This is a genomic window from Sphingomonas cavernae (assembly GCF_003590775.1).
In the GTDB taxonomy this organism is placed as follows: Bacteria; Pseudomonadota; Alphaproteobacteria; order Sphingomonadales; family Sphingomonadaceae; genus Sphingobium_A; species Sphingobium_A cavernae.
Genome location: NZ_QYUM01000002.1, coordinates 1,511,322 through 1,533,744, shown reverse-complemented (window position 1 = coordinate 1,533,744; position 22,423 = coordinate 1,511,322). Strand labels below are relative to the sequence as shown.

Genomic DNA, 22,423 nt, shown 5'->3' with positions numbered 1-22,423 from the left:
CGATTGCGGCTCGAAGCCGAGGCCATCACCCCGCCTCGAGCACGACCTCGACAAAGGCCTCGCCATAGGCTTCGAGCTTTCGGGTGCCGATGCCCGATATCCCGGCCATCGCGTCAAGGCTGCGGGGACGGCGCTGGGCAATTTCGCGCAGCGTCGAATCGTGGAAGATCACATAGGGCGGGACGTCGGCCTCCTGCGCGAGCTCGCGGCGCTTCGCGCGCAGCGCCTCGAACAGCGGGTCATCAACGGGATTGGCCTCGGCATAGCGGCGGCGGCGTTCGCGCTTTGGCGGCAGGACAAGTTTCACAGCCCGTTCGCCCTTCAAAATAGCGCGCGCCTCGGGGCCGAATTCGAGGCCGCCATGCTCGCTCGTCCTGAGCGCGTCGCGCAGCAGCAGCGCGCGCGAAACGGGCTTGATCAGCGCGGCCTCGTCCCCGTCAACGATGCCGAAGACAGAGAGCGCATCATGCCCGCGCTGGCGCACCTTGTCGTTGGTCTGGCCGGTCAGCACCGCCTCGATATGCCCGACGCCGAAGCTCTGCCCGGTGCGATAGACCGCGGACAGGAACTTGCGCGCGGTCTCGGTCGCGTCGATCGCGGATGGCGGTTGCAAGCAATTGTCGCAATTGCCGCAAGCCTCGGGCGGATTCTCGCCGAAATGGCGGAGCAGGATGCGGCGGCGGCACGTGGCGGTCTCGACCAGCGCGCCCAGCGCCGAAAGCCGCACGCGCTCGCCCGTCTGCCGCGCCGGCTCGACCTCGCCGATGCGCTGGTGCGCGCGCGCGAAATCCTCGGCGCCCCAATAGAGATGCGCAACCGCGGGCTCGCCGTCACGGCCCGCACGGCCGGTTTCCTGATAATAGGCCTCGATCGACTTGGGCAGGCCGGCATGCGCGACGAAGCGGACATCGGGCTTGTCGATGCCCATGCCGAAGGCGATGGTGGCGACCATCACCATATCCTCGCTCGCCACGAAATCATGCTGGTTGCGCGCGCGCGTCGCAGAGTCGAGCCCGGCGTGGTAGATGCGCACGGGCCGTCCCGTGCCCGCGAGCGTCGCCGCCAGCCGCTCGGTCCCGCTGCGCGTCTGCGAATAGACGATGCCCGCGCCCCGGGTTTCCGAAACGAGCGCGGCGATCTGCTGTCCGGTGCCCTGGCGGGGACTGATCGCGTAACGGATGTTGGGGCGGTCGAAGCCCGCAACGATCAGCCCGTCCTCGGGGATGCCGAGCTGAACGAGGATGTCTGCGCGCGTATGCTCGTCGGCGGTCGCGGTCAGCGCGAGGCGCGGCACGTCGGGGAAATCGTCGAGCAGTGGACGCAGCATCCGGTAATCGGGCCGGAAATCATGCCCCCATTCGGACACGCAATGCGCCTCGTCGATCGCGAAGAGTGCGATCGGGCTCTGGCGGAGCAGGTTGCGGAAACTCTCGCCGGAAGCGCGTTCGGGCGCGACATAGAGCAGGTCGAGATCGCCGTTTCTGAAGCGCGCCAGCGTCTCGGCGCGGTTGTCGTCCGCCGAGGTGAGCGTCGCCGCGCGGATGCCGACCGCGGTCGCCGCGCGCAACTGGTCGTGCATCAGCGCGATCAGCGGCGAGACGACGACGCACGTTCCCTCGAGCGCGAGCGCGGGCAATTGATAGCAGAGCGACTTGCCCGCCCCGGTGGGCATCACCGCGAGCGTCCGCTCACGCGCCAGAACGCGGTCGACCACCGCGCGCTGGACGCCGCGAAACGCGGGGAATCCGAATGTATGCTGGAGGATCGCTTCAGGGGACTGCATCGCCGACGACCCATAACCATTGGGCCGCGCTTGTCGAACCCCTTTCGCTCAGGCCTCCTCCATCTCGCGTTCGGACGCCTGGCGCGTCCACATCTCGGCATAAAGCCCCTGTTTGCGCAGTAGCGCACGGTGCGTGCCGCGCTCGACGACGCGCCCGGCTTCGAGCACGACGATCTCGTCGGCGTCGACCACGGTCGAGAGCCGGTGCGCGATCACGATTGTCGTGCGCCTGGCCGCAACCGCGTTCAATGTGCCCTGGATCTCGGCTTCGGTACGACTGTCGAGCGCGCTCGTCGCTTCGTCGAGGATCAGGATCGGCGGATTCTTGAGCAGCGTCCGCGCGATCGCGACGCGCTGCTTCTCGCCACCCGAAAGCTTGAGACCGCGCTCGCCGACGCGCGCCTGATACCCGTCGGGCAAGCTTTCGATGAACCCCGCGATCGACGCGCCGCGCGCGGCGGCCTCGATCTCGGCCTGCCCCGAACCCTCGCGGCCATAGCCGATATTGTAGCCGATCGTGTCGTTGAAGAGCACGGTATCCTGCGGCACGATGCCGATCGCGCCACGCAGCGAGGTCTGCGTCACCTTCGCGATATCCTGGCCGTCGATCAGGATGCGCCCGCCGGTCACGTCGTAAAAGCGGAACAGGAGACGCGCGAGCGTCGACTTGCCTGCCCCCGAAGGCCCCACCACGGCGAGCGTGCCGCCGGGCGCGATCTCGAAGCTCACGCCCTTGAGGATCGGCCGTTCAGCATCATAGGCGAAGGAGACGTCGTCGAAGGTCAGCCGCCCTTCCCCCACCGCAAGCGCGGGCGCGCCCGGCGCGTCGGTGACCTCGGCCGCGGTGTCGACCAGCGCGAACATCGCGTCCATGTCGATCAGCCCCTGACGCACGGTGCGATAAACCATGCCGAGCAGGTCGAGCGGACGGAAGAGCTGCGCGAGCAGCGTGTTGACGAGGACGACGTCGCCCGTGGTGAAGCGCCCCGTGCTCCAGCCCCAGACGGTGTACGCCATTGCGCCCGCCATCATCAGATTGGTGATCAGCGACTGACCGACATTGAGAATCGCGAGCGAGCTCTCGTTCTTGACCGCCGCATTGGCATAGGCCTGCACCGCGCGGCCGTAACGCTCTGCCTCGCGCGCCTCGGCGTTGAAATATTTGACGGTCTCGTAATTGAGCAGCGAATCCACCGCACGCGAGACCGCGCCCGTGTCGAGATCGTTCATCTGTTCGCGGAGCTTGGCGCGCCAGTCGGTGATCGCGCGCGTGAACCAGATATAAGCGATCACCATCGCCAGCGTCGCGGCGACCAGCCCGAAGCCGAACTTCACCTGGAAGATCGCGGTAACCGCAACCAGCTCGATCACCGTCGGCGCGATATTGAACAGCAGAAAATAGAGCATCACGTCGATGCTCTTGGTCCCGCGCTCGACCACCTTGGTCACCGCGCCCGTGCGACGTTCGAGATGGAAGCGCAGCGACAGGCCGTGGAGATGCTCGAAGACATTTGCCGACAGGCGTCGCGTCGCGTCCTGACCGACGCGCTCGAAGATGGCGTTGCGCAGATTGTCGAACAGCACGCCGCCGAAGCGCGCGGCGGCATAGGCCACCACCAGCGCAACCGCGAGCGCGACCGCAGGCTCAAGCCCCGGCGTCATCCGGTCGATCGCTGCCTTGTAGGCAAAGGGCATCAGCAACGTCGCCCCCTTGGCGACGAGCACCAGCAGCAGCGCAAAGACCACGCGCGTCCTGAGTGCGCTATCGCCCTCGGGCCAGAGATAGGGGAGGAAGCGCCGTAACGGCGCGAAACCGGTGGCAGGAAGTGTGGAGTCAGCAATCGGGGGCATGCCCCAATCTAGTAGGCCGCGCCCGAAAACGCCAACTCAGGTGCGATTGAATATGATCGACGAACCGCGGCGGTCGATGTCCTGAGCCGGCAGCGGAAAAATGTGGGGATTGCCGCCGCCGGCCCAGGTACGATCGCGGCGGCAAGCTGCACATTGCCCGGTGGGGATCGGGCTTGGCATTGCAGCGTCGCGCAACCACGCGCATCAGCATCGCGACCCACCCGCTGGGCTGCAGACGTGACCAGAAACGCCTGCCACCGCTGACGCGCGGGAGTTTGATACCGGACCGGAGAAAATACGCCCTCCGACCGACAACGGTTCTTCCACATGCCCGGGGCATGGGGGAGTTTCAGACCGTCTCAAAGCGTTACGTGTGCGATACAGCGCGCGCCAGACGTGCTTCCGGCCGACGCCACCAGGGTGGCACATGGGTCAGGCGGCCGCGGCAAATCGCACGAGTTCCGGCACACCGCTCGAATGGGCGTTAAAAAAGCGCTGCATTTCTATGTGCTTGGTGCGCATCTGGCCAATCATCCGGTCAGCGCCGCCGCGGTGCAGCGATGGGAAGCCGGGATAATGTTGAATATGGTTGCGATTCCGTTCGGCGCGTCCGGTAACGCATGATAAGGCCGCCCATGTAACGTGGCATCGGAAACTGGTTTTACCGTTACATGAAGGGTCTATTGGAATTTTGGGGCGGAAGCGGACCTTTGGGAATCAGCGATGACGCGTGATGGCAAGGCATCAAGCGAGGGCTTTGCGCATGGAAGGGTCCTTGCGGAGCTTGAGGCTATTTTCCAGTCCGCAGAGTTCGAACGCTCTCCGGTCATGCGCCGGCTTCTTGCCTTTCTGGTGCGAACGACGCTGGCGGGTGGCGGAGATGAGCTCAAGGCTTATGCGGTCGCGGTTGACGGGCTTGGCCGCGATCCGGATTTCGATTCCCAGTCGGACAGCTATCCGCGCGTCCAGGTAGGGCGGTTGCGCAAGATGCTCGATAGCTATTATGCGCAAGCGCCTTCCAGCGACGGCGTGCGACTGCATATCAAGCACGGCGGCTATCGCGTCCATTTTACGCAAGCCGAAGGCGAAGGCGTCGCCCGCGCGCAGGCCACCGCCGCAAACCATGGCGAAGCCCGGTCCGCGGCCGCCGCGCCGGCCGTCAAGCCAAAAACCATCATCACAGCACCTTGGCCCGCGCAGCTTACACGCCCCCGTCTGTTCATGGGGCTCGTGGCACTAGCGTTGCTCGCCGCTGCGATCGCCGCGGCATGGTGGCTTGGCGCGGGCGCCGGAAAAACGACAAGGCCGACGCCGGTCCTTGAAATTCGGCGCATAACATCGGTCGGCAGCCCCGATGCGACGGCGCTGGCGCGGCGCGCCGAAGCGATGCTGGGCGTCGCGCTGCATCGCTCATGGATCGTCCGCGTAACGACGCCCGAAACCAAGGGCTTCGGCGCAACGCCGAGTCAACCCAGCTACCGGTTGACCGGCCAGGTGAACGCCGGGCCCGGCTATAACGGCCGGCGGCTCTTCCTTACGCTCTGGGATCTCGAAGAGGGCGCACAGCTCTGGTCGGAGACGGTACAGCTTCCCGACGACGACGGTACGCTCTTGAATGTCATGGGCCCGGTGATTTCGACGCTGATCCAGCCCTTTGGGGTGATCGCCACCGATCAGCGCGCCAAGCGCCCGACGGGCGAGCGTTCGACCTATGCGTGCCTGCTCGATTATGACCGGTATTTTCGCGACCGCGATCCGGCGCTGCAGCAGCGCGTCCGTAGCTGCGTTTCGGATGCCGCCAGGCGCGAGCCGATGAACGCCTCGGTGCTCGCAGCAGCTTCGTTTCTCGAGTTCGACTTTACCCTGGGCGGAGGGACTCCGGAGGCGCATCAGCGCGGCACGGAGCTTGCGCGCCGGGCGGTGGCCACCGACCCCTATAATGCCGACGCGCAGGTTGCCGATGCGCGTGCGGCCTTTATCGCGGGGCAATGCCGCCGCGGCAAGGACATCGGTGCCCGCGCCATCGCGCTCAACCGCTTCAATCCGGACAATCTCGGGCTGCTGGGCTTCCTGCTGTTCCAGTGCGACGATCCCGAGGCGGAGCCACTGCTCGAAAGCGCGCGCGCGCTCGACAACGAATTGCCGCCCTTCTACACGGTCGCGCAACTGCTGGCGCTGATCGAACAGGGGCGCAATGAAGATGCGGTCCGTATAGCCGACACGATCCGTCCGCCGGGACAAGGAATGTCCGGGCAATATGAACTGGTCCGCGTGATCGCCGAGGCTGCGCGCGGTAATATCGATGCTTCACGGCGGCACTGGCAGCGCGTCGTTTCCATCCGCAAGATCAAGTCAGACGCGCCCGACAGCATCCTGAGCCAGTATTTCTACTCGCCCAGGTTCCGCGCGAAGGTGCTCCGCTATCTCGAGCAACAGGGCATAGTCGGGCCCGCCCCGCAACCGAGCTGACGGCGACGCTTGCCGTCGCCGGTGCGACCGAAGCGGCCCCGTCAGACGCTGCCGCGCACCGTGAAAGCGAAAATGGGTCCCCACCCACGCGACCTTTCTTCATAAAAGGCGATCGGTCCGGTGCGCCGGCCGACATGGGCGGTGCGGTACAGGCGTTCGTGTGAATCGAGCAGGTTGGACACCCCTGCGCGCAGGGTGAGGCCTCCTACGTCCTTGTGCTCGACAAAGACGCCCAGATCGCCGGGCGCCGTCAGGAAACGCGAATGCTGATCGAGGCGAAAGCCCGCGGTCTGCCGATAATGTTCGAACTCGGCACCCCATGCCCAATCGGTGCCAGGAACGTCTTGGCGAAAATTGACGATCAGCTCGTGCGCCAAATCCTCGCTGATCGGGCGCTTCTCGCCTGTCAGCGGATCGCGCAGACGGCTGCGCTTGAACGACAGGTCGAGGTCGAGCTTGGCCCCTTTCCATCCAAGCGGATCGAAGTTGAACGTGCTGTTCCAATCGAAGCCGACGACTGTGGCGCTGTCGAGATTGCCTGGCGCCTCACCGGTTGCCCCGATCGGCACCTGGGCGACAACGTCGGTGATCAGCCGTGCATAGCCGCGCGCCTTGAGTGAGCCAAAGGCGCCCAGGCTGCGGTTCAGCTCGATCTCGCCATTCCAGCTCTGGGGCGGACGCAGATCGGGATTGGCGCTGTTCTGCGTCCCGCCGCTGACATTCACCGACGCGGCGAAGTCGTAGAAGTTGAGCTGGCCGACCTCACGTTCGATCCGGGCGCTGATGTCGAGCCGCGGGCTCGCCTTCCATGCGAGCGCGACGAAACCTTTGGGGCGATAAAAGGTGCGCGTCAGCCCGCCCGCACCGCTTTGGATGATCCGCGAATATTCGCCGCCGATCGAGCTTTGCAGCGTCAGGCCCGCCGCGATCGCGCGGCCATAGCTCAGCGCCAGTTCGCCGCGCTTCTCCTCGATCTCCAGCGTGCCGCCCGGCAGCGGCACGGGCTGGAACGCGCCCGATGCGTCGAGCTCCGCCAATGTCGCGACGGTATCGAGCGTGTTGATCGCGCCCTCGGCGGACACCTGCCAGTCGGCGCTGCCGCCACGCCAGCGATATTCGCCGCGCAGGATCGATTCGCCTTCATCAGTGTCGCGGTCAAAGCGCGTGCCGGTGTCGGGCCGGCCATCCGCATAGGCAAGAAACACGCGCTGACTTTGCGGGCTGCGCTCGAAACGCCTGAGGCCGATCAACTTGAAACGACCGCCGCCGAGCGCGAAATCATAGTCGCCGCCAACCTCGTAATTCCACTCGCGCTCCCGGTCGTAAAAGTCGCGCCGGCGATCGACCGTTCCCGGAAAGCTGCGCAGCGATTCCTCATGCGCGCTGAAATAATAGCGCGCATAGGCGAGGTTGAGATTGGCGATCGAACCGCCGGGGGTGACATATTTGAAGGTCGCGGCGGCGCGCGGCGTATCCTGATACCAGGTCAGCGATTCTTCGCGCAGGTCCGCGAGCACGCCATTGCCGTCGAGCGCGAATTCTGGACCGTCATTGCCAAGCCTCGCGGAAAGATTGCTGAGGCTGAACGAATAATCGAGCGCACCGCTGCGGCCCGTCACCGCGATCTCGCCGTCGAGCAGCCGCGATTCGGTCTGGCGCGTGCGGAATTCGGGGCTCCAGCGAAAATTGCCGCTGAGCCCGTCGACCGAGGTGATGATATTGGCGACCTGCCCCGAAAGCCCGGGCACATCGAGCGTCGCGCCGTCGACGACCTCGATCTGCACGACATCACGCGCGTTGATCCGGCCCAACGCGGCCTCGGCGTCATTGGACTTGCCGGAGATGCGCTTGCCATCGATGAGGATATTGCCCGATGCCTGACCGAAGCCGCGACGATCGTCGTCGCTTGCCTGGATGACGAAGCCGGGAATCTCCCGCACCATGTCGAGCGCTGATTTGGGCGCGAAGCGCGCAAAATCCGCTGCGTTATAGATCTGCTTGCCCTCGGCAGGCGGAGTCGCGGCGTCGGCAGCAGCTTCCTGTGCCGGCGCGCGCGTGGGCGCCGCAAGCGCCGCGCCGCACAAGCACGCCATCATCACGCTGCGCCGAATCTGACGGCGATACTCCGTTTTCACACCCGGCCTCCCCGATAGCGCCTCGCTCATCGGCGCTGCCGGGTCGTTTCGCCCGCGTCATTCGACGAGCGCTGAAAATCCGTCGACCAACGTGGCTGTCAGAGGCGGACGGGTCGGGCGGTGTGCGTTGACGACTGCAATGGGACGGCGGTCGTGCGGGTTATTTGAGCAGGCCGATCTCACGCAGCCGCTGAAAGAGATATTCGTCGGCGGTGATCGATTGCGGATAGCGGTCGGGGCGATCGGCGCTGATGCATCCGGGCAGCGTCCGGATCTCGAAATCGGGGCGCAGATGCAGGAAGAAGGGCATTGAATAGCGCGGAAGGCCACGGCGCTCGACCGGCGGATTGACGACGCGGTGCGTCGTCGAGGGCAAGACGTGATTGGTCAGGCGCTGGAGCATGTCACCGACATTGACCACCATTGCGCCCTTTGGCGGCGCGATCGGCAGCCAGCGCCCGTCGCGGTCGAGCAGTTCGAGCCCGGCCTCCTCGGCGCCCAGAAGCAAGGTGATGAGATTGATGTCCTCATGCGCCCCTGCGCGCACCCCCGGCGCGTCGGCCGAAATCGGCGGATAATGCAGCAGTCGCAACACGCTGTTGCCGTTCTCGACCGGATCGACGAACCAGTCTGAGGCTAGCCCCAGATGCCGCGCGATCGCCGAGAGCAGGCGCGCGCCGACGCGGTCGAACTCGGCAAAGAGCGCGGTGAAGGTCTCGCGAAAGCCCTCGGGCCGGTCGGGCCACAGATTGTCGGGCATGGTCGCGCGGTAGCGGTGGCCCGCGGGCAGATCGCGTCCGACATGCCAGAACTCCTTGAGGTCGTGCTCGCTTGCATCCTTGGCGATCTCGAGGCCGAACGGCGTATAGCCCCGCGCGCCCCCCTGGCCGGGAATGTGGAACTGTTTCTTGTACGCGAGCGGTTCATCGAAAAATGCGGCGGTCAGCGCCCAGGCGCGGTCGATCAACGCCTGGTCGATCCCGTGATCGGCGATGACCGCAAAGCCGTACCGCTCGAACGACGCACCGAAATCGCGCGCGAAGCCTTCGGGGTCGCTCTGATCCTCAAGCAGCGACAGCGGGGGAACGGCGGACACGGGAGTATCAAGCATTGGGCGACTCTCTTGTTCGAAAGCCCGTCTTTAACGTCCGCCGACCCGAGCGAACAGGGTTTTGCGCGTGTCGGCGGCGGCAGCAACGATCGCGGCCGGTATCGCTCGGCGATCATCCGCAGCGAAAATCACGCACTTGCAGTAAATGACACCATTAGTTGGGATAATCTCCACGACAATTTCACAAAAAAACACAGTTTTCTGCCGCAAAATCGATTTGGCACGCTTTCTGCAATCCCGGGTTCATCTTCGCCCGATCGTCGGACGAAGGATACAGGGAGTAAGACAAATGACCGCGAAGTTCGAAAATCTGCAGCGTGCGACGCTTTCGGTTCTCGGTGCGCTGATGCTCGCCACCGTGTTCGTCGGCACCGCCGTCGTCCCCGCCGAAGCCGTCACCGCGGCCCAGCCGACGCGCTGAGCCGGACAGGCCGCAACACCACATAGAAGAACAGGGAATTTTTGAAAATGTCCGTTCCTTATGCGCTCGACAAGACCAATGCGAAGATCATGGGCGTGTGCGCGGGCTTTGCGCGCTCGAGTGGCATCGACGTCATGATCGTCCGCATCGCACTGGTGCTTGCGACGGTGTTCGCGCTCGGGCCGATCGCTATCCTCGCCTATCTGCTGGTCGGCTGGATCGCGAACGAAGGCTGATCCATCACGCCCGTTTCCCCGGCCGCCCTCCGTGCGACGGCCGGGCGATGAGTTCATTTGCGCGGCGATCAGCCCAACGACCCCCGAACCACAATGATCCGGAAAGCACCGATTGTAACGGCCGAAATGCGCTCTAAACTGCGCCGACAGAACCCGCCGAGGATATCATGCCATGAGGACACTGTTTCGCGCGTTGACCGTCATTTGCGTGGCGACAGTACTGTCCCCCGCCTCCGCCGCGCTTCCCGTCGGCGCCAAGGCGCCCGCGATCAACACCCAGGCGTCGCTTGCGGGCAAGCCCTTTGCCTTCAGCCTTGCGAGTGCGCTGAAAAAGGGCCCGGTCGTGCTTTATTTCTACCCCGCGGCCTTCACGCAGGGCTGCACGATCGAGGCGCATGAATTTGCGGAAGCGACCGACGATTTTCGCAAGGAAGGCGCAACCGTCATCGGTATTTCGGCCGACAAGATCGATACGCTCAATCGCTTCTCGCGCGAGGCGTGTCGCGACAAGTTCGCGGTCGCCTCGGCCAGCCCCGCGACGATCAAGGCTTATGACGTGGTCTTCGACAAACGCCCCAACCTGTCCGACCGCACTTCCTATGTGATCGCGCCCGACGGAATGATCGTCTATGTGCATTCGGACCTGTCGCCGCAGGATCACGTCAAGAACACGCTCGCCGCGGTGCGTGCGTGGAAGGCAAAACAGCAGCGCCGCTGAACGAAACCCTCCTCCGAGGGCGCGATTCACCATCATCGCTTACGCTTCCGAAACCCAGATCGGTGCATGGAAAATGCACGATCGAGGGAAGGTCCGAACGATGCCCGCAGCTACGAGGATGCCGCCAATCGCCCAGCGCGACGCCCGTCGCGTCCAGCGCGTCAGCGTAAGGATCCAGGCCGGCGTGCGCGAGCAATCGACGCATCGGTTCTCGGCCGATCTGACCGATCTTTCGGTCACGGGCTTTTGCCTTGTCTGCACGAGCGCAATTCCGGTTGGCACGCGCATATTCGTGACGCTGCCCGGATTGGGCGGACAAGAATCGGTCGTCGAATGGCGCGACCGCGACCGTTATGGCTGTTCGCTCATTCAGCCGCTTCATGCCTCCGTCCGCGATCATCTGGCCAGCCGCTACCCCGCCCCGGCCGATGAATAACCGCGTGTAGCGACCAAGCTGCCTAATCTGCGAGCCGCGCGATCAGCGCTTCCGCCGCTGCCGGCGCGCGCACCTTGGCGCCGTTGATCATGAAGACAAAGGCATCGCGACCGTCGCTGGCCCAGCGCGCCGCCTCATTGGCCCAGTGATCGAGCGCCGCGGCGTCGTAGCCTGTCGGTTGATCTTCGCGCGCATCCTGCAGCCGTGCATAGCTGAATCCAGCAGTCTGCTCATCCATCCTCGGATATTCGGGCTTGTCGGCGAAAACCACCGCCGCGCCGGCGTCGCGTGCCATCGTCAAAAACCCGGGATCGACGAAGCTCTCATGCCGGACCTCGAGTGCGTGACGCAGCGCCATGCCATCGCGGGTTGCCGGCAGGAGCTTGAGGAACGCTCCAAAATCGGCCGGATCGAAACGCTTGGTCGGCATGAACTGCCACAATATCGGCCCCAGCTTGTCGCCGAGTTCGGTCAGCCCCTGACCGATGAAGCGCTCGATCGCGTCGCCTGCCTCGCCCAGCAGCTTGCGGTTCGTGCAATAGCGCGACGCCTTGACCGCGAAGACGAAATCCGCGGGCGCGGCGGCCGCCCATTTGCGAAAGCTCTCGGGTTTTTGCAGGCTGTAGTAGGTGCTGTTGATCTCGATCGCACCAAGTCTTCGGGCGGCGTGTTCGAGTTCGCGCGCATGCGGCAAGCCCTCGGGATAGAAGGTCCCGCGCCACGGTTCATAGGTCCAGCCGCCGATGCCGACGCGGATCCTGCCCTTTGTCATGCGTCCTCCCGTGTCGCTACCCGCGTCCTATCATGTCGTCGGGCATCACGCGTGGCAACCTGGCTCCCCCGGCAAGGCCGGGTTGTCCACGCCCGGTACTCCAGGCGAGCCAAGCCAGTCGCCGCCTTCTATCCTATCCAGCCCATCCAGCGGGCGATTCCAGACATAGGCTTGCGCCTCGCGCACGACGCCGGCGCATGTGACGGATATCCACGCCCGGCCATATTCATGGGGCAGCGGATCATCGACACCGCAGTCCTCATATACATCGAGCCAGGCCATGCTCGCGACAGGATTTAGGAGCCGGACCAGATCGCCCAGGACCGTCCCGCCTCCGGCGGAGGGGGCGAGCGCGGGATACCAGTCGACGCGGAAGAGATGGCCGCGCGTGGTGGCCGGTCCGATCCACTGGACATCGCGCGCAAGACGCGCCGCCATCGCGTGCGCGCTGCCGCGGCGCAGCGTTCCATAGACGAAAAGCAGTCCCGGATCGCGCACGGTGATCGCATTGCTGCGTATGGAGCAGGAATCAGTCATGCGCTCGGGCTCCGTCAGGCGTCAGAGCCTAGCATGCGACGGACGCACGGGCATAGTCGACGTCCGGAGCAACACGCGTGCCGCGCCGGCGTTGAGCCTTCAGGCAGATGAGGAGAATGAGCCATGCCCGCACGATCCAAGGCGCAGCAAAAGGCAGCCGGGGCCGCGCTCTCGGCCAAGCGCGGCGACACCAGCAAGGCGGAACTGAAGGGCGCGTCGCGCGAGATGTACGGCTCGATGACGGAAAAGGAACTCGAAGAACTCGCGCGCACGTCGCGCAAGGGTAAACCCGAACACGTGCGCTAGGCCTGCACCTATGCCCTATTTCCACCACTGACGCGTAGCGACGGCGCGTCGCGGGTTACAGGTCCAGAAAGCTTTTGAAGCCGCCGAAGATCATGCGCTTGCCGTCGAAGGGTGGGCTGTCCATGTCCATCTTGAGCCGTTCGTCGGACATGACCTTCTTCATCACCTCGTCGCGCACCTCGCGTGAGGGGTAGGTGATCCACGAGAAGACGGTGGTCTCGCCGTCCTTTTGCTGCACGGCGCGCGGGAAGGACGTAAGTTCGCCATAAGGGACGTCGTCGGCGAGACATTCCACATAACTCGTCGCGCCGTGCTCCATCCAGACATCACCGGCAGTCCTCGCCATCTTTTTGTAGTCATCGATCTTGTCGGTCGGGACGGCGAGCACGAAACCATCGACATAGGGCATTGCTCTCTCCTCTTCAGCCATCGAAGCCTTCCGCATCAATGCGCGAAGCGTGGCACGGTTGCATTGTGCGCTGGTTCTTGCCCATCGTGCATGCCAATGCGGTCGTTCGAGCAAAGGAACGAGCACGATGAGCGGCGACGAAGATTTCGTCTATGACGAAGCGACGGGCGAATGGATCAGCGCGAGCGAGGCAGCCGCCAAGTCTTCGGCAACCGACGAGGATGTTGTCGAGGTGCGTGACGCGGTGGGCAATCTCCTGACCGACGGCGATCAGGTGACGCTGATCAAGGATCTGGTCGTCAAAGGCGCGGGCCAGACGCTGAAACGCGGCACGCTGATCAAGTCGATCCGCCTGACCGGCGATCCGCAGGAGATCGATTGCCGCTACGAGGGCATCAAGGGCCTGGTGCTGCGCGCCGAGTTCGTCAAGAAGCGCTGAGGCGCGTCCGTCCGAGACACTACATGCTCGCCCCGTCAAACTGGGTAACCTTGAGCGTGTCCAGATCAATGCCGTCCACGCAGCGCAGGTTGATCTCGACCATCGCCTTGCCACCGGGCCCGACACCTTCGGCAAAGGGCGCGCAGCCGCAGGTCTTGCAGTGGTGGTGCTTGATGATGTGCTTGTTGAATTCGTAGGTCGCGATGTCGTCGCGCGAGCCCTTCAGCGCGAATTTGTCGGGCGTGGTGAAGTGGTGGAGATTGCCCTTGCGCCGGCAGATCGAGCAGTTGCACGCCATCCCCTCGGCGGGCAGATCCTCGTCGAGCTCATAGGCAATCTTGCCGCAATGGCAGCTTCCGGTGACGGTCATGTGGCATCCTTCCCATCGTGTCGTGTGTCAACGCGGATTCGCACCGAATTTTCCCGATATTCGCGTTTCACAACAGCGCGTATTGGCGTGAACCCCGCAGCCGCCAGCGGCCGAGTACGTCATGGCGGGTGCGCCCGACCAGGCTGTGCACAAGGACCAGCTCGTCCGCCGTCCAGCGGATAGGGTCGATCGCCTGGGTGAACGGCGCGCCATCGCGATAGAGCACCGTGACATGTGGACTGAAGGAATAGTCTGGGCGCGGCGTGAGCCCGGCGCGCTTCACCTCCAGCGCGATCGCCTTGTAGAGCTGGTCGAGCGCGGGGATCCTCCGACGCGGTCTGAGCGCAACCGAGCGCTTGCTGCCCGACACCTGATCGAGGACGATCTCAACGGGTTCCGCGGCGACCGCCTTGCCCGCTTCCATCAACACCTCCGCGAGCCGCTCGGGAAAGGTCGGATGGTCCTCGAAAATTTCGAGTGTGATGTGGAGGTTGTCGGCTCGCACGCGCGTTGCGCCCGGACGAAACCAGATGGCCGACTGTTCGATCTGGCGAGCGAGCGTCAACGGCGGGCGGACCGCGAAGAGTAAACGATGCAGAACAATTGGGCTGTGTTTCATGGCGGGCACTCCGACTCGATACCCTCGTATGTTCATGATATGTTCTTAGTGCCCGATGTCTAGTCCCATTTCGGGAAAAGAAAGCCGTTCCAGTGTGGCGGTGGGGCGCAGGATCGTGCTGCCGATTATGATGTGCTGGGTCGCGCAACGGGCGCTGCGGCACCCGCGATCAGCCCCGTGTTGCGCGCAAAGGCAAGCGAATCGAACATTTCGAGCAGATGCACCGCCTTGCCGTCGTGGAAGCGCCAGATGTCGATCTTGGGCGTCTCCACCTCCTCGCCCGTCGACCGGTAGCGCCAGTGGCAGCGGCCAATCCACACCACGGTGTCGCCGTCGCTGACGACCTGCTCGGTGGGAAAGCCAATCATCTCCCAGTCGCGCGCGAGCGCATCGAAATAACCGCGCGCGGCATCGATGCCGATCGTGGCGCCCGCGATAGGATCAGGCGTATCGGGCGCCATGACGGTGCGCATCTCGATCTCGGGGGCCATCATGTCGAGAAAATCCTGGGCAGTGGCGCCGCGCGATTCGTGCCAGCGCACATAGGCGCCGCGGATCTGATCGGCGACGGAGAGCATGGCGTCCATCGAGTCGCATCCCTTTGCTGGATGCGCGACTATAGCATGACGCACGGTGGAGGCTAAGAGCCGCGAAAGTTGAGAAAATTGCGGCTATGGCTTCTCTTCATGCACCCACGCCGAGAGGGTCGGGTTCACCGGGGCGACACGCAGCGTGCGGAATCGCCCTCCCCATCGCGATGGGATGCATAGCGCAACGGCTATTGCGGCTCGCGCTGTAGCGCATCGGCCAGGTCGATGAAGAGGCTGTCGGCGAACCCGCATTGCATAACTGACGCATCGGCCTAGGCGGCGTGGACGAATTGGTTGACGTGGACGGTGTGGGTTGATTCAAGGCTGCCTTTTGGAGGCAGGTTTGAGCCGGGGCGATCTGAGCGAAGCAGAATGGCGCGTTCTGAAGGGTCTGCTGCCGATCGAGCCAGAGAACCGAGGGCGCGGCCGCAGGCCTGAGCAGAATCTCTCGATAGTCAACGGCATACTCTGGCGGCTGCGCTGTGGGACTGCTTGGCGCGATGTCCCGCCAAAATACGGCAATTGGAACACGATCTACCGGCGGTTCCGTCGTTGGAGCGAGGCCGGGGTCTGGGAGGCCGTGTCGGTGACGCTTGCCGAGATCATGGCCGACACCGGACACTACAGCATCGACAGCACCACCCTTCGCGCCCAGGTCTCGGCAGCGGGCGGAAAAGGGGGACTTGTCGACGCGCTCTTGGCCGCTCGCGGGGCGGGTTCACCAGTAAGCTTCACTGTCTGGCTGATGCCCGAGGACGCCCCGTCGCCTTCCACCTGACTGGTGGTGAAGCCGCCGACTGCACGGCCTATGACACGCTGATCCGCCTGCCGGACCGCGCTCCGGCGGCTCTGCTGGCCGACAAAGGCTACGACACCAACGCCATTCGCGCCGATCTCGCGAGCCGCAGCATACAGGCTGTCATCCCGGCGCGCTCCAATCGCCGAGAAAGGATCGAGCACGATCGGCAGCTCTACAGGCAGCGAAACGGCATTGAGCGAATGTTCGGCAAGCTGAAAATCAATCGTGCCGTCGCCACCCGCTACGATCAAACGCCCTCAAGTTTCCTCGGCATGGTCCATCTCGCTGCCATCCGGCTTTGGATCAAATTCGTCCACGCCGCCTAAGCATCGCGGGGTTGCGTTGCGTCCCATGCAATCGGGCTGCGGCATGCGGGACCTTGTGATGTCCGACGATCGCCGCGGCCGTTGATCGAGGGATACACTCATGAACCCCATCATCGCACTGAACCGTGGCTCATTGGCCGGCATCATGTTGCTCGCTGCAGCCTGCTCGCCCTCCGCCGAAGACCATGCCGCGAACAACGCCGCCGGCGCCGCGCCGCCGACCGAGGCCGAGGCGGCCGCCGCGATCGACAAGGTCGAATCGACCTTCACGTCGGGCAATGCGCAGACGATCATGGCCAATTATGCGCCCGGCGCGGTATTCTTCGATGCGATGGTCGCCGAGCCCACCGACGACCGAGCGACCGCGACCAAATGGACCGAGGGCTTCGTCGCGATGAAGCCCAGCGCCTTCTCGCCTGGCGCGCGCCGGATCCAGGTGCTCGACGCCGATACCTTCATCTCGTCAGGGGTCGGCACGATCGACGCGACCGTCGAGAATCGCCCGGCCAAACTGCAGATGCGCTACACCGACGTGTACCAGAAGCAGGCCGACGGAACGTGGCAGGTGGTGCACGAGCATCTGTCGGTGCCGCCCAAGGGCGAGGCAGCCACCGCCCCCGCGGCGACGTCGGCAGCGCCCGCAGGGAATGCAGCGAATGCCGCGAACGCGTCGACGGGGAACACAGCCGGCGAATAGCGGCAGCGCGTAACGGGGTCGCTGGCTGGGTTCGAGGAGGGCAATATGACGGACGTTGAGGCGGGGCGGCGCCCCTGGCATCTGTGGCTGGTGGGCGCAGCGAGCGCGCTCTGGAACTGCATGGGCGCGTTCGACTATACGATGACGAAGACGCGCAACGCCGACTATGTGGCGGCGTTGACGCCCGAGCAGCATGCGTGGATCGACAGCTTTCCGCTCTGGGCCAATGCGGGCTGGGGGCTGGGCGTCTGGGGTGCGCTGGCGGGGTCGATCCTGCTGTTGTTCGCCAGCCGCTTCGCGGTCTATGCCTTTGCGGTCTCGCTGTTCGGGCTCGCAGTGACGACGGTGTTCCAGTTCGGGGTTTCGCCGATGCCGGGGACGGGGAACAGCGCGGGCGGCATGCTCTTCTCGCTGACGCTGTGGATCGTCGCGATCGCGCTGCTGGTGTACGCGATCCGGATGCGGGCGCGCGGCGTCTTGCGCTCGGCAGGCGACGGCGGGTTCGTTCCCGCGATGTCCGCGCCGCCGCTGTTCCCACCCGCCCCCAAAAGGCCCTATGCAGGGACCGGACTGAAAACGGGACACCGGCATGAGCAAGGACGACGCGGTAAAGCAGGCGGCAGAACGCGTTTTGCAGCTTGAGGCGGAACTCGAGGCCGAGGGCGACGCCCGCACAGGCGGCGACGAACTCGCCTTTGCGCGCGAGGCGCTGCACGCGTGGGTGGATAGCGTGGTGGCTGTGGTCGCCTCGCCCGGCGTGGGCCGCGTCACGCTGATTCACAGCAATGGCCGCGAATCCAGGATCGCCTCGCCCGACCTGCCCTTCCTGCTCTCGAAACCTGCGTCGTTCGAAACCAAGGCGTAGCGGGACGCCAAAGGTCAGCAAGTTCAGCCGCGCGGGGCGTCATTCGAAGAAGCGCGCGAGGTTTTCCAGTGAAGATTGGAGCCCCGCGTCGTGATCGGCCTTTGCGATGCCATGGGGCACGTTCGCGGCGGTGACGGTGACGCGGGTCCCTTCGGGCGCGGCCTCCAACGCCCATGTCATCACCATCACGCCGGCAAAGGCGGGATCACCGGATTCGAATTCGACCGACTGGACGATGCGCGCATCGGGCACGAGTTCGAGGAAGCGGCCCGTGCTGATGTCGGTGCGGTCGCTGGTCTTGGCGACCCCGGCGTCGGGGGTCTGGTTGTAGCTCAGCTCGATCCGGTAGCGCCCGCCCGCATGCGGCTCGAAGATCAGCGCGCGGCCGGTCATGCCCTCGGGCGGGAGCCATGTCATCAGGGAGTGCGCGTCGACAAAGGCGCGGTAGATCGCTTGCGGTGAGGCGCGGATGATGCGCGCGGCGGTGTCGGTGCGAGTTTCGGGCGGGGGTGCTGGCATGGGCCGAGCCTAGCGCCCTCGGGCACGTTGCACGAGACCCGCCAAGACTGCTTCCTTGCGAATTCGGGCGCATCTTCGCGGCAAAGCGCCTAGGCTGTGCGCGGGCGCTCCGCCCGCTTTAAGGAAAAGATCATGGCGAAGAGCCAGAAACGATCGAACCGCGAGATCCGAAAACCCAAGGCCGAAAAGGCGAAGAAGGCCAATGCATCCAATCCGTCGCTCAAACCCGGCGGGCTTGAGATCGTCACGCTGAGGGGCTGAAGGGTCGGGGGGCGGTCACTGATACAGGCGCCGCCTCCTCCCGCAGGCCTGCCTGGCCTGATCGGATAGTCGCCCGGGCCACCGTGCCCCGGAACCGGCCCCTTGACCTGTATTACAAAGACAATACCGTTCCCGGCTTTGCGGGAGGATGGTGATGCGGTTCGGGTTGGCTGTCGCGATGCTGATGCTTACAGGGAGTGTGCCCCTCGCGGCGCAGGCGCCTGCGGCGCCGACTGCGCGGGTAGAGGGCAACGCGGTCGCGCACCCCGGCGATCCGGCGCTCACCATAAGCGTGCCCGAAGGCGCGACCTATGTCGGCAGCGAGCGCTTCATGCTCTACGGCGTCGCCGACTGCGAGATCCATCTGTTCGTCGAGGCGGACGCCGGGCGGCGCGTTCGCCGCTTCTGGTGGGTCCAGTTCGAAGGCTATCTGCCAAGCCGGCCGGAGCTGCGCTACACTTATGGCGAGAAGGACCAGCGGATCGAGCTGTGGGGCGCGCCGATGTGGGAGAGCGCGCGCTTCGGCCCGACCAATACGAGGCCGCGCGCCGGATCGGACGGCGAGCGCGTCCGGATGATGCTCGCCCGCGCGGGCTACACCCGGCCACCCAACATGATGAACGTGCGGCTCGTGCGGCTGCTCGACGATCCGGCGGGCAGCGGATATGGGCGGCGCGAGCTGATGCTGATCTATGCCGAGGACATGGCCCCGGCCGGTACGACGCCCGAGGAATTGACGACCGATGGCGCGCCCAATGCACGCTGGGCGCCGCTGGAGCAGGCGCTGATCGCGCGCGCGGCAAAGTCGTTTCGGGTGGAGGCGCGGTAAGGCGGCGTCGCGACGAAGGGGGTCAGGCGTACTGCACCAGATCCCAGAGATTGCCGTAGAGATCGGCGAAGACCGCGACGGTGCCATAGGGCGCCTCGGCGGGGGGCCGGACGAAGACCACGCCCTTGTCCATCATCGCGCGATAGTCGCGCCAAAAATCGTCGGTTTGCAGGAACAGGAAGACGCGCCCGCCCGCCTGGTCGCCGATGAATCCGGCCTGCTCGGGGGTGGAGGCGCGGGCGAGGAGGATGGTGGTGGCGCCGGCCGGCGCGCCGGGCGGGGCGACGACGACCCAGCGCTTGTCCTGCTCGGGCTGGTAGCTGTCTTCGACGAGCGTGAAGCGGAGGTTCGTGGTGAACCATGCGATGGCTTCGTCATAGTCGCGGACTATAAGGGCTATGTGAGCGAGGGATTGGGTCAATCTACTCCTCTTGTAAGGACTCGATCAAATCGGCCTGCGCCTTTGCCTTGGCGGCTCGCCTGTCAGACGCGGCTTTCGCCTTGTCTCTCCGGATGCCGCTCGCCGCGACCAGATCCAGTTCCTTCTGATCGGCATAGACCAGTTCGCCCTTTTGCATGACGAAGCCGAGCGGGATCTTGGGATTGTTGATGTCCTTGCGGCTGCTCGACCACTTCGCTTCCCACGCCGCAAAATAAGGCTCAAGCTTGTCGGGCGTCATGAAATAGGCGCGACGCATCTCGATGCCTTCATAAACGGCAAAGGTCCAACAGACCTCCCGATACTTGTTGATAATCGGGATATTGATGTGATGGTTGGTCGAAAAGCTGGCGGTGAGCCAGATGTTGACGCTCTTGAGCTCATACTCCCGGCCCAGCGCGTCGACCGCATCATTTCCCTCGCGGCCCGGAATGCCCTGCAGGTTCAGCGCCAGGAGCATCTGGAGGATCTTGCCGCCATTGTCCTGAAAAATGTCATCGATCCCATGTTCGCGCGCAAGGATCTGAAATTCGCGCACCGCAGGCATAAGTGCTTCCAGACGTTCCCAATCAGGATGCGGCGGCATCAACTGGCCACCAGATCGGCAATCGTGACGCCAAGCGACCGCGCTATCCTTTCGAGATTGTCGAGACCGACATTGCGCTCGCGGCGCTCGATTCCGCCAAGATAGTTTCGATGAATGCCCGCCAGATCGGCGAGCGCCTCCTGGCTGAGACCTCGCTCCGAGCGCAGCCGCCGCAAATTGTTTGCGAGCGCTTCCCGAGCCGATAATGGTGTAGCTGCGTTCACGGTCGGAAGATTGATCTCTGACCACTATGAGTCTACACACGATCAGTGTGATTATTTTGGAAAAATCGTTTTGCATCAGATGCTTGCGCATACGGCACCGGCCTATACGACCCCGAATGGAGCCGCATTTTGCGGTGATTCACGCGACCTTCTGCGCCACCTGGACGACAACAGCATCGATCTGGTGATCACCTCTCCGCCATTCGCGCTTCAGCGGCAGAAGGCGTATGGCAACAAGGATCAGGCCGAGTATCTCGACTGGCTGATGGATTTTGCCGCTCTTGTGCACGCCAAGCTCAAGCCTACGGGCAGCTTCGTCATGGACATCGGGGGCGCCTACCAAAAAGGTGTTCCCGCGCGCAGCCTGTACCATTTGCGCGTCCCCATCCGTTTCTGCGACGAGCTTGGTTTTTTCCTCGCGGAGGACTTTTACTGGTTCAATCCGTCAAAACTGCCGTCACCGATTGAATGGGTGAACAAGCGAAAAATTCGCGCCAAGGATTCCGTCAACAATATCTGGTGGTTCTCGAAAACGGAATGGCCCAAGGCCGATGTTTCCAAGGTTCTGTCGCCTTATTCGGACAGAATGCTGAAGCTGATCGAAGATCCCGACAAATTCTACACGCCCAAGGAACGACCTTCCGGGCATGATATCGGGCGGGCATTTTCCAAGAATAACGGCGGGGCCATCCCGTCCAATTTGCTCAAGATTCCCAACACCGAATCCAATGGCGCCTATATTTCCGGCTGCAAGCTCGTCGGCGCCCGACCACACCCCGCCCGCTTTCCGGCAAAGCTGCCGGAATTCTTCGTGCGCTTCCTTACCGATCCGGGTGACGTCGTTCTCGACATTTTCGCCGGCTCGAACACGACCGGACAGGTGGCCGAGGCCGAAGGGCGCCGATGGCTCGCGTTCGACGAACGCCTCGATTACCTTGCGACCAATGTGTTCCGCTTTCTCCCCAAGGAGGCGCCACCCGAGCAGCTTCGGGATGCCCATGCGCGCGTGGAAGCAGGGGAAGCCGTGAACTTGACTGATTATCTGCCCCAAGCCGCGCTGCGCTTCGTACAGGCGGCCGAGTAGGCGCACCTCACTTCCCCCGCTTCGCCACCACCCTGATCTCCGCGATCCCGCTCTCGGGCGCGAGGCGGTCGACGTCGATGGCGGTCCATGCCGGGAAAGGGGCGTGGACATAGCGCGCCTTCACCGCGTCGAAGGCTTCGATCTGGGCGGGGAGGTCGGTGTGGTAGGTGGTGATCTCGATGACATCGTCCCAGCCCGATCCGGCGCGCTCCAATATACCCGCGATCTCCTGAAAGGCGCGGTCGAAGGCGGCGAACTGGTCGGTCTCGCCGGGGTTCAGCCGCGCGACCACGCCCGAGAGCCAGACTGTATCGCCATGGATCACCGCCTCGGCAAAGCCCCACTCTTCATGGGTGGCGCGGCGCTCGGGGTCCTCGGGCATGATGACCTGCGCGGGATCGCGCTTCGCCGCGGCGGGCGCGGCGAGGACGGTGACGGCGATCAGGGCGGCGATGGTGGCGCGGTGCATGCTGACGGCTCCCCCTTTTCCGGCCAATGGGTTGCCGGATGGCGCGGAGCATAGGCTCAGCGCGCGGTCAGGTAAATCTGGTGGCGCTGTTCTTTGAACGCCCTCTCGGGCCATGTCTTTCTC

The 22,423-nt window shown here is 64.4% G+C and carries 30 protein-coding genes and 1 pseudogene; 16 read left to right on the top strand and 15 right to left on the bottom strand.

Translation table 11 applies throughout. From position 1 onward, the window contains the following. Positions 1-25: 25 nt before the first annotated feature. Together recQ and D3876_RS07615 are read right to left on the bottom strand one after the other, a co-directional pair. Positions 26-1,783 carry a DNA helicase RecQ gene (gene recQ, locus D3876_RS07620; protein ID WP_119760814.1) on the bottom strand — a complete coding sequence of 586 codons (1,758 nt, stop codon included), beginning with the start codon at positions 1,781-1,783 and terminating at the stop codon, positions 26-28. A 48-nt stretch (positions 1,784-1,831) separates the two neighbouring features. Next, positions 1,832-3,634: an ABCB family ABC transporter ATP-binding protein/permease gene (locus D3876_RS07615; protein WP_119760813.1), complete on the bottom strand. Its 1,803-nt coding sequence runs from the start codon at positions 3,632-3,634 to the stop codon at positions 1,832-1,834. 477 nt (positions 3,635-4,111) lie between these two features. On the opposite strand from D3876_RS07615, the gene D3876_RS20430 reads away from it, so the two are divergent. Next, complete coding sequence (locus D3876_RS20430) at positions 4,112-4,258, top strand: hypothetical protein (protein ID WP_182911917.1); 147 nt, start codon at positions 4,112-4,114, stop codon at positions 4,256-4,258. A 99-nt stretch (positions 4,259-4,357) separates the two neighbouring features. Next, on the top strand, positions 4,358-6,103 hold the full coding sequence (locus tag D3876_RS07610; RefSeq protein WP_119760811.1) for a hypothetical protein: 1,746 nt from the start codon (positions 4,358-4,360) through the stop codon (positions 6,101-6,103). Between the two features lie 41 nt (positions 6,104-6,144). Here the strand turns inward: D3876_RS07610 and D3876_RS07605 are convergent, their stop codons facing one another. Both D3876_RS07605 and D3876_RS07600 read right to left on the bottom strand, forming a co-directional pair. Then, complete coding sequence (locus tag D3876_RS07605; protein ID WP_182911916.1) at positions 6,145-8,238, bottom strand: TonB-dependent receptor plug domain-containing protein; 2,094 nt, start codon at positions 8,236-8,238, stop codon at positions 6,145-6,147. 160 nt (positions 8,239-8,398) lie between these two features. Then, positions 8,399-9,349 carry an isopenicillin N synthase family dioxygenase gene (locus D3876_RS07600; protein ID WP_119760808.1) on the bottom strand — a complete coding sequence of 317 codons (951 nt, stop codon included), beginning with the start codon at positions 9,347-9,349 and terminating at the stop codon, positions 8,399-8,401. A 289-nt stretch (positions 9,350-9,638) separates the two neighbouring features. On the opposite strand from D3876_RS07600, the gene D3876_RS21020 reads away from it, so the two are divergent. The 4 genes from D3876_RS21020 (at position 9,639) to D3876_RS20425 (ending at position 11,160) form a co-directional block, all read left to right on the top strand. Further along, complete coding sequence (locus D3876_RS21020; protein ID WP_274378971.1) at positions 9,639-9,770, top strand: hypothetical protein; 132 nt, start codon at positions 9,639-9,641, stop codon at positions 9,768-9,770. A gap of 47 nt (positions 9,771-9,817) precedes the next feature. After that, positions 9,818-10,006 (top strand): PspC domain-containing protein, encoded by a 189-nt coding sequence (locus D3876_RS07595; protein WP_119760806.1) that lies wholly within the window; start codon positions 9,818-9,820, stop codon positions 10,004-10,006. 172 nt (positions 10,007-10,178) lie between these two features. After that, a complete protein-coding gene (locus D3876_RS07590) occupies positions 10,179-10,724 on the top strand; it encodes a peroxiredoxin (RefSeq protein WP_119760804.1) in 546 nt (181 codons plus the stop codon). Between the two features lie 100 nt (positions 10,725-10,824). Next, entirely contained in the window at positions 10,825-11,160 is a 336-nt protein-coding gene (locus D3876_RS20425) for a PilZ domain-containing protein (RefSeq protein ID WP_182911915.1), read from the top strand. A gap of 22 nt (positions 11,161-11,182) precedes the next feature. Here D3876_RS20425 and D3876_RS07580 read toward each other — a convergent pair whose 3' ends face one another. After that, on the bottom strand, positions 11,183-11,932 hold the full coding sequence (locus D3876_RS07580; RefSeq protein WP_119760800.1) for a DUF72 domain-containing protein: 750 nt from the start codon (positions 11,930-11,932) through the stop codon (positions 11,183-11,185). A gap of 45 nt (positions 11,933-11,977) precedes the next feature. Beyond that, on the bottom strand, positions 11,978-12,469 hold the full coding sequence (locus D3876_RS07575) for a gamma-glutamylcyclotransferase family protein (protein WP_119760799.1): 492 nt from the start codon (positions 12,467-12,469) through the stop codon (positions 11,978-11,980). Between the two features lie 123 nt (positions 12,470-12,592). Between D3876_RS07575 and D3876_RS07570 the strand changes: the two genes are divergently transcribed. Then, positions 12,593-12,775 (top strand): DUF3008 family protein, encoded by a 183-nt coding sequence (locus D3876_RS07570; protein WP_119760797.1) that lies wholly within the window; start codon positions 12,593-12,595, stop codon positions 12,773-12,775. A gap of 55 nt (positions 12,776-12,830) precedes the next feature. Here D3876_RS07570 and D3876_RS07565 read toward each other — a convergent pair whose 3' ends face one another. Beyond that, positions 12,831-13,184 carry a DUF1428 domain-containing protein gene (locus D3876_RS07565; RefSeq protein WP_119760795.1) on the bottom strand — a complete coding sequence of 118 codons (354 nt, stop codon included), beginning with the start codon at positions 13,182-13,184 and terminating at the stop codon, positions 12,831-12,833. A 127-nt stretch (positions 13,185-13,311) separates the two neighbouring features. On the opposite strand from D3876_RS07565, the gene D3876_RS07560 reads away from it, so the two are divergent. Continuing rightward, positions 13,312-13,623, top strand: a complete 312-nt coding sequence (locus D3876_RS07560; RefSeq protein ID WP_119760793.1) for an alkylphosphonate utilization protein — start codon at positions 13,312-13,314, stop codon at positions 13,621-13,623. Between the two features lie 19 nt (positions 13,624-13,642). On the opposite strand, the gene D3876_RS07555 is transcribed toward D3876_RS07560, so the two are convergent. From D3876_RS07555 to D3876_RS07545, 3 genes are all read right to left on the bottom strand, one after another. Beyond that, complete coding sequence (locus tag D3876_RS07555) at positions 13,643-13,993, bottom strand: GFA family protein (protein ID WP_119760791.1); 351 nt, start codon at positions 13,991-13,993, stop codon at positions 13,643-13,645. A gap of 67 nt (positions 13,994-14,060) precedes the next feature. After that, on the bottom strand, positions 14,061-14,612 hold the full coding sequence (locus D3876_RS07550; RefSeq protein ID WP_182911914.1) for a 2'-5' RNA ligase family protein: 552 nt from the start codon (positions 14,610-14,612) through the stop codon (positions 14,061-14,063). Between the two features lie 125 nt (positions 14,613-14,737). Then, entirely contained in the window at positions 14,738-15,199 is a 462-nt protein-coding gene (locus D3876_RS07545; protein ID WP_119760788.1) for a nuclear transport factor 2 family protein, read from the bottom strand. Between the two features lie 316 nt (positions 15,200-15,515). Here D3876_RS07545 and D3876_RS20765 point away from each other — a divergent pair. From D3876_RS20765 to D3876_RS07525, 5 genes and pseudogenes are all read left to right on the top strand, one after another. Then, a pseudogene (locus tag D3876_RS20765) lies at positions 15,516-15,725 on the top strand (transposase); the annotation flags it as partial. Next, a complete protein-coding gene (locus D3876_RS07540) occupies positions 15,695-16,327 on the top strand; it encodes an IS5 family transposase (RefSeq protein WP_338014316.1) in 633 nt (210 codons plus the stop codon). The pseudogene D3876_RS20765 and the gene D3876_RS07540, both read left to right, overlap by 31 nt. A 100-nt stretch (positions 16,328-16,427) precedes the next feature. After that, positions 16,428-17,024: a YybH family protein gene (locus D3876_RS07535; protein WP_119760786.1), complete on the top strand. Its 597-nt coding sequence runs from the start codon at positions 16,428-16,430 to the stop codon at positions 17,022-17,024. A gap of 45 nt (positions 17,025-17,069) precedes the next feature. Further along, positions 17,070-17,666 (top strand): hypothetical protein, encoded by a 597-nt coding sequence (locus D3876_RS07530; RefSeq protein ID WP_182911913.1) that lies wholly within the window; start codon positions 17,070-17,072, stop codon positions 17,664-17,666. Further along, positions 17,614-17,889 carry a hypothetical protein gene (locus D3876_RS07525; RefSeq protein ID WP_119760784.1) on the top strand — a complete coding sequence of 92 codons (276 nt, stop codon included), beginning with the start codon at positions 17,614-17,616 and terminating at the stop codon, positions 17,887-17,889. Before D3876_RS07530 ends, D3876_RS07525 begins: the two co-directional genes overlap by 53 nt. A 39-nt stretch (positions 17,890-17,928) precedes the next feature. On the opposite strand, the gene D3876_RS07520 is transcribed toward D3876_RS07525, so the two are convergent. Then, positions 17,929-18,408: an SRPBCC domain-containing protein gene (locus D3876_RS07520; RefSeq protein WP_119760782.1), complete on the bottom strand. Its 480-nt coding sequence runs from the start codon at positions 18,406-18,408 to the stop codon at positions 17,929-17,931. A 132-nt stretch (positions 18,409-18,540) separates the two neighbouring features. Between D3876_RS07520 and D3876_RS21015 the strand changes: the two genes are divergently transcribed. Both D3876_RS21015 and D3876_RS07515 read left to right on the top strand, forming a co-directional pair. Continuing rightward, entirely contained in the window at positions 18,541-18,669 is a 129-nt protein-coding gene (locus D3876_RS21015; protein WP_274378967.1) for a hypothetical protein, read from the top strand. 154 nt (positions 18,670-18,823) lie between these two features. Next, a complete protein-coding gene (locus D3876_RS07515; protein WP_147417608.1) occupies positions 18,824-19,498 on the top strand; it encodes a hypothetical protein in 675 nt (224 codons plus the stop codon). A gap of 22 nt (positions 19,499-19,520) precedes the next feature. On the opposite strand, the gene D3876_RS07510 is transcribed toward D3876_RS07515, so the two are convergent. Genes D3876_RS07510 through D3876_RS20420 form a run of 3 tightly spaced genes read right to left on the bottom strand, consistent with a single transcriptional unit; the run spans position 19,521 to position 20,699 of the window. Next, positions 19,521-19,919, bottom strand: coding sequence for a VOC family protein (locus D3876_RS07510; RefSeq protein ID WP_119760778.1), 399 nt, complete (start codon positions 19,917-19,919; stop codon positions 19,521-19,523). Between the two features lies 1 nt (position 19,920). Then, positions 19,921-20,523, bottom strand: a complete 603-nt coding sequence (locus D3876_RS07505) for a PDDEXK family nuclease (protein WP_182911912.1) — start codon at positions 20,521-20,523, stop codon at positions 19,921-19,923. Beyond that, complete coding sequence (locus D3876_RS20420) at positions 20,523-20,699, bottom strand: helix-turn-helix domain-containing protein (RefSeq protein ID WP_238475277.1); 177 nt, start codon at positions 20,697-20,699, stop codon at positions 20,523-20,525. The genes D3876_RS07505 and D3876_RS20420 overlap by 1 nt, the downstream gene beginning before the upstream one ends. 58 nt (positions 20,700-20,757) lie before the next feature. Between D3876_RS20420 and D3876_RS07500 the strand changes: the two genes are divergently transcribed. After that, positions 20,758-21,831 (top strand): DNA-methyltransferase, encoded by a 1,074-nt coding sequence (locus tag D3876_RS07500; protein WP_238475276.1) that lies wholly within the window; start codon positions 20,758-20,760, stop codon positions 21,829-21,831. Between the two features lie 7 nt (positions 21,832-21,838). On the opposite strand, the gene D3876_RS07495 is transcribed toward D3876_RS07500, so the two are convergent. Beyond that, positions 21,839-22,300, bottom strand: coding sequence for a Rid family hydrolase (locus D3876_RS07495; RefSeq protein ID WP_182911910.1), 462 nt, complete (start codon positions 22,298-22,300; stop codon positions 21,839-21,841). Positions 22,301-22,423 lie beyond the last annotated feature (123 nt).

Excerpts from the sequence above, each read along its gene's own strand:
- D3876_RS07575 (WP_119760799.1), bottom strand. The coding sequence starts at position 12,469 with ATGACTGATTCCTGCTCCATACGCAGCAATGCGATCACCGTGCGCGAT.
- D3876_RS20425 (WP_182911915.1), top strand. The coding sequence starts at position 10,825 with ATGCCCGCAGCTACGAGGATGCCGCCAATCGCCCAGCGCGACGCCCGT.
- D3876_RS07530 (WP_182911913.1), top strand. The coding sequence starts at position 17,070 with ATGACGGACGTTGAGGCGGGGCGGCGCCCCTGGCATCTGTGGCTGGTG.
- D3876_RS21015 (WP_274378967.1), top strand. The coding sequence starts at position 18,541 with ATGGCGAAGAGCCAGAAACGATCGAACCGCGAGATCCGAAAACCCAAG.
- D3876_RS07570 (WP_119760797.1), top strand. The coding sequence starts at position 12,593 with ATGCCCGCACGATCCAAGGCGCAGCAAAAGGCAGCCGGGGCCGCGCTC.
- D3876_RS07520 (WP_119760782.1), bottom strand. The coding sequence starts at position 18,408 with ATGCCAGCACCCCCGCCCGAAACTCGCACCGACACCGCCGCGCGCATC.
- D3876_RS07560 (WP_119760793.1), top strand. The coding sequence starts at position 13,312 with ATGAGCGGCGACGAAGATTTCGTCTATGACGAAGCGACGGGCGAATGG.
- D3876_RS07535 (WP_119760786.1), top strand. The coding sequence starts at position 16,428 with ATGAACCCCATCATCGCACTGAACCGTGGCTCATTGGCCGGCATCATG.
- D3876_RS07590 (WP_119760804.1), top strand. The coding sequence starts at position 10,179 with ATGAGGACACTGTTTCGCGCGTTGACCGTCATTTGCGTGGCGACAGTA.
- D3876_RS07525 (WP_119760784.1), top strand. The coding sequence starts at position 17,614 with ATGAGCAAGGACGACGCGGTAAAGCAGGCGGCAGAACGCGTTTTGCAG.
- D3876_RS07595 (WP_119760806.1), top strand. The coding sequence starts at position 9,818 with ATGTCCGTTCCTTATGCGCTCGACAAGACCAATGCGAAGATCATGGGC.
- D3876_RS07580 (WP_119760800.1), bottom strand. The coding sequence starts at position 11,932 with ATGACAAAGGGCAGGATCCGCGTCGGCATCGGCGGCTGGACCTATGAA.
- D3876_RS07505 (WP_182911912.1), bottom strand. The coding sequence starts at position 20,523 with ATGCCGCCGCATCCTGATTGGGAACGTCTGGAAGCACTTATGCCTGCG.
- D3876_RS21020 (WP_274378971.1), top strand. The coding sequence starts at position 9,639 with ATGACCGCGAAGTTCGAAAATCTGCAGCGTGCGACGCTTTCGGTTCTC.
- D3876_RS07610 (WP_119760811.1), top strand. The coding sequence starts at position 4,358 with ATGACGCGTGATGGCAAGGCATCAAGCGAGGGCTTTGCGCATGGAAGG.
- recQ (WP_119760814.1), bottom strand. The coding sequence starts at position 1,783 with ATGCAGTCCCCTGAAGCGATCCTCCAGCATACATTCGGATTCCCCGCG.
- D3876_RS07545 (WP_119760788.1), bottom strand. The coding sequence starts at position 15,199 with ATGGACGCCATGCTCTCCGTCGCCGATCAGATCCGCGGCGCCTATGTG.
- D3876_RS07550 (WP_182911914.1), bottom strand. The coding sequence starts at position 14,612 with ATGAAACACAGCCCAATTGTTCTGCATCGTTTACTCTTCGCGGTCCGC.
- D3876_RS20430 (WP_182911917.1), top strand. The coding sequence starts at position 4,112 with ATGGGCGTTAAAAAAGCGCTGCATTTCTATGTGCTTGGTGCGCATCTG.
- D3876_RS07555 (WP_119760791.1), bottom strand. The coding sequence starts at position 13,993 with ATGACCGTCACCGGAAGCTGCCATTGCGGCAAGATTGCCTATGAGCTC.
- D3876_RS07600 (WP_119760808.1), bottom strand. The coding sequence starts at position 9,349 with ATGCTTGATACTCCCGTGTCCGCCGTTCCCCCGCTGTCGCTGCTTGAG.
- D3876_RS07615 (WP_119760813.1), bottom strand. The coding sequence starts at position 3,634 with ATGCCCCCGATTGCTGACTCCACACTTCCTGCCACCGGTTTCGCGCCG.
- D3876_RS07515 (WP_147417608.1), top strand. The coding sequence starts at position 18,824 with ATGCGGTTCGGGTTGGCTGTCGCGATGCTGATGCTTACAGGGAGTGTG.
- D3876_RS07495 (WP_182911910.1), bottom strand. The coding sequence starts at position 22,300 with ATGCACCGCGCCACCATCGCCGCCCTGATCGCCGTCACCGTCCTCGCC.
- D3876_RS07565 (WP_119760795.1), bottom strand. The coding sequence starts at position 13,184 with ATGCCCTATGTCGATGGTTTCGTGCTCGCCGTCCCGACCGACAAGATC.